This window comes from Gemmatimonadota bacterium (genome assembly GCA_021295815.1).
GTDB lineage: Bacteria > Gemmatimonadota > Gemmatimonadetes > Longimicrobiales > Gaopeijiaceae > JAGWBQ01.
The window spans coordinates 111,189-121,875 of sequence record JAGWBQ010000008.1; the positions used below are offsets into that span (position 1 = coordinate 111,189).

The following is a 10,687-nucleotide window of genomic DNA, read 5'->3' on the forward strand; positions in this document are numbered from 1 at the left end:
AGAAGAACATATCCGTGATCTGGAGGTTCGTCTCGCCGAGCTGATGACAAGGATGGAGCATGACAAGAGAAGCGATCGCAGGGATTTGGCGTGAGTCTGAGGCCAAGCGTGTAAGGGGGGGGCCGGTTAAGGGAAGGAACCACCACGTGCCCGCCTATGTCTGGGATTTTCTGCTTGACGCCCGGGATTCGGGTGCGATAATACCGGGAAGGATCTTGAGGGCTTGCGCGGGCGGCGCCTCGGTGGACGTGATGGGCGTGGTGGCTTTCATGCCGAAATTCCACAGCACCGTCAGCCACGTCCCGGACAGATGGGATGTCGCGCTGGAGACCGGAGAGACGCACCCCATAAGGGTGATCGAGGTCGATGCCGGGAACGAGGTCGTGGTCTCGCGAAGAGCGGCTCTGATCACCGACGACGCGTGGGAAGCGGTCCGCGACGCGCACGAGGCTCGAAAGACCGTCGACGGCAGGATTGTGAAGGCGGTCAAGAACGGCTACATCGTCAACGTACTGGACGCGGAGGGCTACCTCTCGGACATCGGTCTGAGTCGGGAGCTGCGCCGCGAGGGAACGGAGCGCCTGCTGGGGCGCGAGGTCGAGTTGAAGATCATTCGCGTCCAGGATGGACAGCGACGGGTGGTGGTCTCGCAGCGGGCGGTCGGGGTGAGCGACGAGATGTGGGAGAGGCTGATCGAGCTCCGACGCTCGCAGGTGACGGTATGGGTGAAACTCGTCGACGCGCTGCCCAGCGGCGACGGCCTCGTCGATCTCTTCGGGGTCGAAGCCCTGGTCCGCGACCGTAATCCCGAACATCTTTGGCCGCACCCGCCTTGGTCGGCCCGAGACCACCTGGGCACGGTCATCCCGGTCCGCCTCGTCGATCTCGATGAAGGCTCGAGGGGTGCGCTCGCGTCACGAAACGCCGCGCTCGTCTCCAACGAAGATTGGTCCGGATTCACCGAAATCCACCGGCGTGGCGACGAAGTGGAATTCACGGTCGCCCAGATCCTCGACCAGGGGTTCCGCAGCGACTTGGGCGGCGTTCCCGCGTTCCTGCCGCACTCTCAGGCCGATCCGGGAATCCGGGAGCTAGCTGTCGAGGACCAGGTGGGCAGCTCGGTCCGCGCCAGAATCAGCGGGATCGATCACAAGGAAAGGGTCGTATGGCTGACCTGCAACGCCAACAGCAAGCTCAGGCAGGAGATTCTGCGCAACAGGCTCGCCAACGAGCTTCTGCCCGGCCAGGTGCGTGAAGCCCAGGTGAAACGCATCATCACCTACGGAGCCTTCGTCGACCTCGGCGGCGTGGACGCTCTCCTGCACCGCTCCGAAATGGCGTGGTACAGGGTGGACGATCCCACGGACGAGGTCAACGAGGGCGAGATCATCGACGTCAAAGTGCTGAGCATCGACGAGGAGAAGGGCCAGGTGTCGGTCGGTCGCAAGCAACTGCTTCCGGATCCCTGGCGCGGCGCGATGCGGAAGTACCCCGTCGGGCGCCGAGCCGCCGGCAAGGTCGGAAGGATAACGAGGTACGGCATTCTGGTCGACCTGGAGGTGGGCGTGACCGGTCTCGTCCATCAAAGCAACATCGATTGGTCGTCCCGACAGGACCCGCCTCGAGAGAGGGGGTTCGAACCGGAAGAGACGATCGAGGTCGTGGTGCTCGGAATCGAGGTCGAGACGCGGAGAATCTCTCTGGGCGCGAAGCAGCTCACCGTCGATCCGTGGATACTCCGGGAACCGTCGTTCACCCCGGGCACGAGAGTGGTCGGCAGGGTGGCCACGGTGGTACCTTTCGGAGCCTTCCTCGAGGTGGAGCCGGAGATGGACGGGCTGGTTCACCTCAGCGACATTTCGTGGGAAGAGGAGCCCACCGAAGCCTTGAAGGCGCTTCTCGAGGGAGACGACCTGGAGGTGGTCATACTCAGCTTCGATTCGATGGAACGCCGACTCGCGCTCGGACTCAAGCAGGTGACCGGGACCATACCCGACCTTGATCGCTACATGGCGGAGACCCGCGCTCTTATCGCTGAACCGAGCGAAACCGACGACGAGGCCCCGGAGCCCGCGCAGGGACGTCCGGGCGTCGAAACCCCGGCGAGGACGCCGACCAAGGCCAGCCCTATTCGGCCGGAGGCTGCTTGAGCCGGATCCTGGTCACGGGGGCGCTCGGACAGATAGGATCCTGGCTCGTGCCGGCGCTCAGAAGCGGCTACGGGCCCGATGCCGTGCTCGCGACCGACCTTCGGACGCCGGGCGAACGCCCGGATTCGTCGGTTAGGGCGAGCAAGCCCCGCTCGGCCCGAGAGGAGGGTCCCTTCCGTCGGGTGGATGCGACCGATCCCGCCGCGCTCGCCGAAGCGGTTCGAGATCACCGGGCCGACACCGTATATCATCTCGCCGCCATACTCTCGGCGGTGGGGGAGGAGAACCCGACGCGGACCTGGGCGGTCAACATGGGGAGCCTGGAAGCGGTGCTCGAGATCGCCAGGAGGCAGGGCTGCGCCCTATTCGTCCCCAGCTCCATCGCCGTCTTCGGCCCGGATTCGCCGGGGGACCCCGCTCCTCAGAACGGTCCGATGCGTCCGACCTCGATTTACGGCGTCACCAAGCTCGCCGGCGAGCTGCTCTGCGACTACTACCACCTGCGCTACGGCCTCGATGTCCGCGGCCTCCGCTACCCCGGTCTCGTCTCCTACGGGGCGCCGCCGGGCGGCGGGACCACCGACTGGTCTGTCGAGATGTTCGACTACGCCGTCCGCGGGCGTCCCTATCCCAGTTTTCTGCATCCCGATACCCGGCTCGACATCATGTACATGCCCGACGCCGTGAGGGCCGCCATGGAGCTGATGGAGGCCGACGGCACCCTGCTGCGCCATCGAAACTCGTACAACGTCACCGCCATGCAGCTCTCCCCCGGACTGTTGGCGAAGGAGATCCGAAAACACATTCGCGGCTTCACGGTAAGCCACGATCCCGATCCGGTCAGGCAGGCGATCGCCGATTCATGGCCCGACCGGCTCGACGACAGAGCCGCGCGCGCGGACTGGGGTTGGCGGCACGAGTTCGACTTGGGATCGATGACCCGCGACATGGTTGATCACAACAGGAGGGAACGAGCCGTCGACGCGGATGCGTCGCGGGCGGGCGACGAACCGCGCTCGGACCGCTCTCCCTCGCAGATCGCTTCGCGGTCGGACCGCGCGCGCAAGGAACCGGCCGCTCCAGCGGCCGCCGGGGTATAGACGACCCGTGGACAAACCTCCGCATGTGGGCCGCTGACAGGTGGCCATAGACCGACTCGACAAAACCGTCTCCGCCCATGTGGAGGCTCTTCACGCCGCCGGCACTGCCAAGGGCGCCGAAGCGGTGGTGCGGGCGGTGCTTCCCGCCGCCGGGGCGCGCGGCCCCCGGTTCCGGCTCAGGGGCGAGGGCGCGCGCGAGTTCATCCGCCTCAACTCCAACTCCTATCTCGGGCTCGGACTCCATCCCGAGGTGATCGAGGCGGAAGAAGAGGCCGCTCGCAGGTTCGGCGCGGGCCCGGGCGCGGTGCGCTTCATCTCGGGGAGCTACGAGCCTCATGTGGAGCTGGAGGCGGCCCTCGCCCGGTTCCACGGGAGAGAAGCGGCGGTAATCTTCTCGTCGGCCTACGCGGCCGTGATCTCCACCCTGGCTCCCCTCGCCACCGGCGAGACCGTTCTCGTGTCGGACGAGCTCAACCACAACTGCATCATCAACGCCATGCGACTCGTGCGTCCGGCCGGCAAGGCCATCTACCCGCACAACGACGCCGGGGAGCTCGACAGGATGCTGGGCGAGTGGCGGGGGAGAGCGAAACGAGCGCTGGTCGTCACCGACGGCATTTTCTCGATGCGTGGCGATCCCGCGCCGCTCCCGGAAATCATGGAGATCTGCGCGCGCCACGACTCCGCCTATCCCGAGAACGTTGTCGTCGTGGTGGACGATTCCCACGGAGTGGGGGCGTTCGGACCGACCGGAAGAGGTACCGAGGAGCAGCTCGCCGCGCCGCCCGCCGACATTCTGATCGGCACGCTCGGCAAGGCGTTCGGGGTGAACGGCGGCTACGTGGCGACCAGCGCCGCCTGCGCCCGCTTCCTGAGAGAGAGCTCGCAGATGTACATCTACTCGAACCCCATCACGCCGGGCGAAGCCTCCGCAGCCCTCAAGGCCCTCGAGATAGTGGACAGCGCCGAGGGCAGGGAACGCATTCTGCGGCTCAGGGGGCTGACAGCCAGATTCGAGACCGGACTCGGCGAGCTGGGTGTCGAAACCATCCCCGGCGAGCATCCGGTGGTGCCGCTCATGATCCGGAACACCGCGAGAACGAGGGCGCTCGTGGATCACCTTTACGAGGCCGGCGTCCTGGTCACCGGGCTCGCCTACCCCGTGGTGCCCGAGGGCGACGAGGAGATCCGCACCCAGATCAACGCCGACCACACCGAAGCCGACATCGACTACGTGCTCGATGCGCTATCGAGGTTCGAGGATGACTGACCGACCTGGAGAGAACGAGACCGCCTCCGACCGCCGCGCGTTCCTGAAGACGGCGGCGACGCTCGCGGCTGCGGGCACCGTCGCTCCCGGAGCGCTGGGAGCGCGCTCCCCGGAGGCGGGGGACGCTTCCGCCGGGGCGGGAATCCGACCGGACCGGCAGGAGGTGCCGTCCGTCCCGCTCGGCAACGGCGAACATCCCGCCCTTGCCTATCAGGCCTATCCGGGCGGAAACGGCGTCCTGACGGAGCGGATGTGGCGCGAGCACGGAAGCGCGCTCTTCGCCCGCAGCGAGATCGGGATCGCTTCCTGGGAAGGGCCGGTGCCCACCGACCCCGAGGAGATCGCCTTTCTGCCGGTTCACCGCCTAGCCGCGCTCCTCCGTGACGAGCGCGTCACCTCCTCCGAGCTCACCGCCATCTACCTGGAGCGGTTGAAGCGCTTCGATCCGGTGCTCATGTGCGCGGTGACGATCCTGGAGGATCGGGCCATGGAGGAGGCGGCCGCGGCCGACGCCGAGATCTCCGCAGGCGACTGGCGCGGCCCTCTGCACGGCGTGCCCTACGGTCTCAAGGATCTCTTCAGCGTGCCCGGGGCTCCCACCACCTGGGGTCACGGCGAGTACGCAGGGCGGGTGATCGACGAAGAGGCCGAGGTCGCGGTTCGGCTGCGCCGGGCGGGGGCGGTCCTGATCGCCAAGCTCTCCACAGGCGAGTTCGCGCGCGGGGACCGCTGGTATAGGGGACGCACGCGCAACCCGTGGAACACCGAAGAGGGATCGAGCGGTTCGTCGGCGGGACCCGGGTCCGCCACCGCGGCGGGGGCCGTCGCCTTCGCGATCGGTACCGAGACCCAGGGATCCATCGTCTCACCTTCCAGGCGCTGCGGTCTGAGCGCGCTCCGCCCCACTTTCGGACTTGTCAGCAGACATGGGGGCATGGTGCTTTCGTGGAGCATGGACAAGATCGGTCCCATGTGTCGCTCCGCCTTCGACTGCGCGCTCGTCTTCAATGCGATCCGGGGCACGAGCGAGCTCGATCCGTCGACGGTGCCGGCACCGTTCGCATTTCGCCCTGACGCCGGCATCGACGCCTATCGCATCGGCTACGCCGAGGACGCTCCCGAAGAGGCGCTGGAGCGGCTGCGCGGGGTTGGAGCGAATCTCGTTCAGATGACGGAGCTGCCCAGCGGGAGCTCGAATTCGCTCAGCGTCGAGTCTTCGGCGGCCATGGACTATCGGATCGCTCCCGGCGGGGTCGAGCCCGAGCCGGTACCCGACGATCTTCCCGGTGCCGAGAGACGGAACCGAACCCGCTTCCGCGGCGGCCGAGCTGTTAGGGCGATCGACTACGTGAACTCGCAGCGGCGCAGGCTCCTCCTCATGCGCGAAATGGAGGCGGCCATGGCGGAGGTCGACATGTTCGTGAGCGGATCCGGCCAGGTGGGCCTTACCAATCAGACCGGGAACCCTGCGGTGGTGTTGCCGTACGGCTTCGGCGCGCGCAACCCGGACGCGGACTCGCCCACGATCATGCCCCTTTCCACGACTCTCGTCGGCCGCCTCTTCACCGATGCCGACCTGCTGAACGTCGCCCACGCCTTCCAGCGCGAGACCGCCTGGCACCTGAGGCGTCCGGACACCTCCCAGCTCGGATCGTAGCGAGGGAGAACGGAGCGTGAGCCGGCGTCGTCCGTGTCCGCCCGTTCGTCTCCGCGTGCCGGCGATGCTCGTGATCGCGGCCGCGTTCGTCTGGGGCTGCGTCGAACGAACGGAAGCCGACTTCCCGGGGGTCTCCGAGATCACGGTCGCCGAAATCCAGGCGGGGAACGCCGCCGATCCCGACTTCACCGTCGCGCTCGGCGAGGCTACGCTGGCGCAAGTACTGGCACACGAGGAGCGTTACAACGCCTTCGTCTCGTTAAATCCGGAGTTGGTCGAACAGGCGCGGAGCCTGGCCCGGGAGTACGCCGAATTCGGGGCGCGCGGTCCCCTGCACGGGGTCCCCGTGGCCGTCAAGGACAACATCGACGTGGCCGGGATGGTGACTACCGTCGGATTCGACGGCTTCAGCGCGGCCGCCGGAGGCGTCGACATGGTCCCCGAACGTGACGCGACCGTGGTGGCCCGCCTGAAGGCCGCGGGCGCGCTCGTCGTCGGCAAGACGAACCTTCCCGACTTCGCGGGGCACGGTACCCGCACCCGGAGCAGCGTGGCCGGAACGACTCTCAACCCCTACGACACCACGAAGGCTCCGGGCGGGTCGAGCGGCGGGACGGCGACGGCGGTCAACGCCAGTTTCGCGGTGGTGGGGCTGGGCACCGAGACCGGCGGATCGATCCAGAACCCGGCGGCGGCGCAGGGGCTGGTAGGGGTGAAGCCGACGCAGGGTCTGATTCCCATCGACGGCATCTTCCCGCTCTCGGCCTACTACGTGGACGTGGTCGGTCCGCTCACGCGTTCGGTCAGCGACGCGGCGATCATGATGGACGTGATCAGCGGAGACTCCTCCTACGGTGAACGTCTGGAGAGCGCGGCCGCCGAGCCCCCCTCGCTCGTCGGCATCCGCTTCGGGCTCGTGGGAGAGGGATGGCGCGACGACTGGCTGCCTCTGGATCCCTCAACCGAGGACGAGTACCGGAAGGCGATCGCCGTGCTCGAGCAACTGGGGGCGGAAACCGTGGAAACCCCGTTCGCGGGGAGCGGCTTCAAGGAGCTCTATTCCGAGCGACCGCGAGTGAACACCTTCGTTCACGACATCGCCGGCTACATGCGCGGACTTGGCGAGAGAGCGCCGTTCGACCGCGTCGAGGAGTGGGAGGAGCTCTCGGGGCGTGACCTGCCCCGGGCGCGCGGCGACACCGCCGACCCCGGCGAGACCGACGCAGGGAGAGCCTTCGAGCGGTGGCGGACCGAGATCCTCCAGGCATTTCGCGATACGTTCGACCGTCACGACCTGGACGGCCTCTTTTTTCCACAGGCAGGAGCTCCCAGCCGGGATCTCGTGGAGGACCCTGAGCGGCCCGACCACAACCCCAACAATTGGCCCGAACTTCCCAGCAACATCGTCAACGATATGGGGCTGCCCACGGTGGCGATGCCCGCGTCACACTACCCGAACGGTCTTCCCTTCGCCGTGGCGTTCATCGGGGAGCCGGGAAGCGACGGCGCTCTCCTGGAGTGGGCGTTTGCGCTGGAACGCGCGACCCAGGCGAGAGTGCCCCCGGCGCTCGCTCCCGTCGACACCGTCGCCTCCGCCGACCCGGCGTCCTCGCCGAGTCCGGCGCGGGAGTAGAGGCCGCCGGGTTCAACTCTTCCGGTGGCTGAGTTGTCTACCTCGAAACGGGCTGCAAGCGGCCCTCGACCGCCCGAGGGCCTCTCCCGACACGAAGCCGGACCCTGAGCGCGGTTGCCACCTGCGGGCGCTCAGCCGCCTTACTCCGAACCGCGCAAGATGCCAACCTCGATTCTTCGTTCCGCCGCAGGCGGACTGGTCCTCGCATGTGCGGTCGTCTCGACCGGTCTCGCACCCGAGGCGACCTCGGCGCAGGATCTGCCGAACGTCTTTTTCGACTGCGACGGCCGTCGGTGCAACCGCCAGTACTTTCGCACCGAGATCACCTGGGTGAACTGGGTGAACGACAAGGAAGTCGCCGACGTGCACATCATCATGACCAGCCAGGGAGCCGGCTCGGGCGGGCGGGAATACATCCTCGACTTTATCGGCACCGATCCGTTCGAACCTTACTCGGACAGCCATTCCTACCGGTCGTTTTCCACGGACACCGAGGTCGAAACGCTCGACGGGATCACCCAGGTCATGAGCTTGGGGATGGCGCTCTTCGCGAACCACGAAGGCTACCGGGACCTGGTCGACGTTGTGGGACCTGATCCGGACGAATCGAACAAGCAGTTCATCGTGTCGCAGGACGATGTGAACGACCCTTGGAACCTCTGGGTTTTCAGCGTCAACGGCCAATTCGAGGTAGGTGGGGAGTCCACCTACTCCAACACGCGGTTGAACTCCACCCTTTCGGCGGGCAGGACCACGCCCGACTCGCGAGTGAGCTTCTGGGGCACGGTCCGCCACAATCGGGTCTCGATCGAACTCACCGACTCGACGTTCGTGGACACGCGCACCGACTGGGACATAAACAACACGCTCATCTACCCGATCGCGGCGCACTGGTCGCTCGGGGTCCAAAGCCAAGCGGGCAGGATGGTGCGCGTCAACCAGGACTTCCGGGCGGAGATGACGGGCGCCGTCGAGTACAGCGTGTTCCCCTACGAGGAGGCGACTCGCAGGGCTTTCACCTTCTACTATCGCGTGGGCCCGGCCTATCGGAGATATCTCGAGCGGACTCGGTACGACGAGATGGAGGAAACGCGCTGGGAACAGACGCTCCAGATCAGGTTTTCGGCGCGTCAGCCCTGGGGCAACGCCGACTTCAGCGCGACCGGCTCCCACTTCCTCCACGATTTCGACCGCAATCTGCTCCGGCTCGACAGCTCCTTCGAGTTCAGGATCGTCCGCGGGCTCTCCTTCAGCGTGGGCGGCAACGTTGCCTGGGTGGATGACCAGATCTACCTTTCCGCAGGTGGGGTCACCGACGAGGAGGCGCTTCTTCGCCTCCAGCAGCGGGCGAGCAGTTTCGACTACGAGTTCGAGTCCGGGTTCCGGATCCAGTTCGGTTCGATCTACAACAACGCCGTGAACAACCGGATCGGTCGCCGCTGGTAGGCGCCACATCTCCGACCGCGCTTCACTCCAGGCGGGTCCCCTGACGTCGAACCGGCCGTCCACCGAGGGGTAGGGTGAACCCGCTCGGTAGCCCAGGCGAGAGCGGATGTCCGCAGGTGCCGAGTCCGTAAGCCGCTTCCGCATCGAAATTCGGAGGGAGGACCGTTGGCCGGCCACAACAAATGGTCTAAGATCAAACGCAAGAAGGCGGTGAACGACGCCCGCCGCGGCGCTCAATTCACCAAGTTCATTCGAGAGATCACCGTAGCCGCTCGGGACGGAGGCGGCAATCCCGAGTTCAACTCCCGGCTGCGACTCGCGGTCGATACCGCCAAGACGGCGTCGATGCCCGCCGAAAACATCGAGCGCGCAATCAAGAAAGGTACCGGCGAGCTCGAAGGCGTCAGCTACGAAGAGGTCACCTACGAGGGCTACGGACCAGGCGGGGTCGCCATCTTCGTCGAGTGTCTGACCGACAACACCAACCGCGCGGTCGCTGCGGTCAGACACGCCCTGGCCAAGCACGACGGGAGTCTGGGCACGGGCGGCTCGGTCGCCTGGCAGTTCGAGCGGCGCGGACAGGTGATCGTCGACGCCGGCGCGGTCTCCGAGGACGAGCTCTTCGAGGCGGCCCTGGAAGCGGGAGCCGAAGACATCGCGAGCGAGGGCGACGAGTTCGTGGTGACCACCGAGGTGTCCGACTTCCAGGAAGTCCAAGACGGGCTCCGCGATGCGGGAATACCGGTGGCCTCAGCCACTCTCACCATGATTCCCAGGAACGAACAGGCGGTCTCCGGGCGCGACGCGGAGCGGCTTGTGAGTCTGCTCGAAGCTCTGGAAGACCTCGACGACGTTCAAAGCGTGCACACGAACGCCGATATCGACGAGACTGAGCTGGCAGGGGTCTGACGGCTTAGATGAGCTGAAGCCCCAGCTGCTGGTAGCACCTGCCGGCGTATGGCTCCTGTTCGCTACGCATGGTCCGGCGTTCGGCGAAGCTCCACCCCTTGCTTGTTGACGACGCGCTGGGGTGGGTTGGGCATGGAGCTACGGCAGTGCCGGCAAGCCCTCCCGCTCAGCGCCAAAGCCAGCCGCTTGTCTGTGCAGAGGAAGGTCAGCGGCTGCGCGAGGTGCTCGTGGAGATGGTCGTCGAGATCGACCCGGCATGGAAGTGATGTTCAGCCGCGGGATCCCGGACGCCGCCGCCTAGAGACGGTGAGCGCCGAGTTCGGCGCGCAATGCGCGCAGCTTCGTCCGACCATCGTCGGAACTCCCTCGGAGGAGGCGGGTTCGGTGACGATCCGACGTGACGCTGCGGGCGCCGCGGGCACCTCCGTCTTAATGCCGGTCATCCCACTTCCCTCCGCCTCCGTTCCCGGGGCAGGTCAGGTTGAAGCCGAGTCGAAATCCAGTCCAGCTCCATCGGTCCCG

7 protein-coding genes are annotated in these 10,687 nt (G+C 66.6%); all 7 read left to right on the forward strand.

From position 1 onward, the window contains the following. Positions 1-146 precede the first annotated feature (146 nt). Positions 147-2,150, forward strand: a complete 2,004-nt coding sequence (locus J4G12_05185; GenBank protein MCE2455199.1) for a S1 RNA-binding domain-containing protein — start codon at positions 147-149, stop codon at positions 2,148-2,150. Beyond that, positions 2,147-3,250 carry an NAD-dependent epimerase/dehydratase family protein gene (locus tag J4G12_05190; protein MCE2455200.1) on the forward strand — a complete coding sequence of 368 codons (1,104 nt, stop codon included), beginning with the start codon at positions 2,147-2,149 and terminating at the stop codon, positions 3,248-3,250. Before J4G12_05185 ends, J4G12_05190 begins: the two co-directional genes overlap by 4 nt. A 40-nt stretch (positions 3,251-3,290) precedes the next feature. After that, on the forward strand, positions 3,291-4,520 hold the full coding sequence (locus tag J4G12_05195) for an aminotransferase class I/II-fold pyridoxal phosphate-dependent enzyme (protein MCE2455201.1): 1,230 nt from the start codon (positions 3,291-3,293) through the stop codon (positions 4,518-4,520). Then, a complete protein-coding gene (locus J4G12_05200; protein MCE2455202.1) occupies positions 4,513-6,177 on the forward strand; it encodes an amidase in 1,665 nt (554 codons plus the stop codon). Before J4G12_05195 ends, J4G12_05200 begins: the two co-directional genes overlap by 8 nt. 16 nt (positions 6,178-6,193) lie before the next feature. After that, positions 6,194-7,810 (forward strand): amidase, encoded by a 1,617-nt coding sequence (locus J4G12_05205; GenBank protein ID MCE2455203.1) that lies wholly within the window; start codon positions 6,194-6,196, stop codon positions 7,808-7,810. Between the two features lie 159 nt (positions 7,811-7,969). After that, on the forward strand, positions 7,970-9,256 hold the full coding sequence (locus tag J4G12_05210; GenBank protein ID MCE2455204.1) for a hypothetical protein: 1,287 nt from the start codon (positions 7,970-7,972) through the stop codon (positions 9,254-9,256). Between the two features lie 165 nt (positions 9,257-9,421). Then, entirely contained in the window at positions 9,422-10,165 is a 744-nt protein-coding gene (locus J4G12_05215; GenBank protein ID MCE2455205.1) for a YebC/PmpR family DNA-binding transcriptional regulator, read from the forward strand. Positions 10,166-10,687 lie beyond the last annotated feature (522 nt).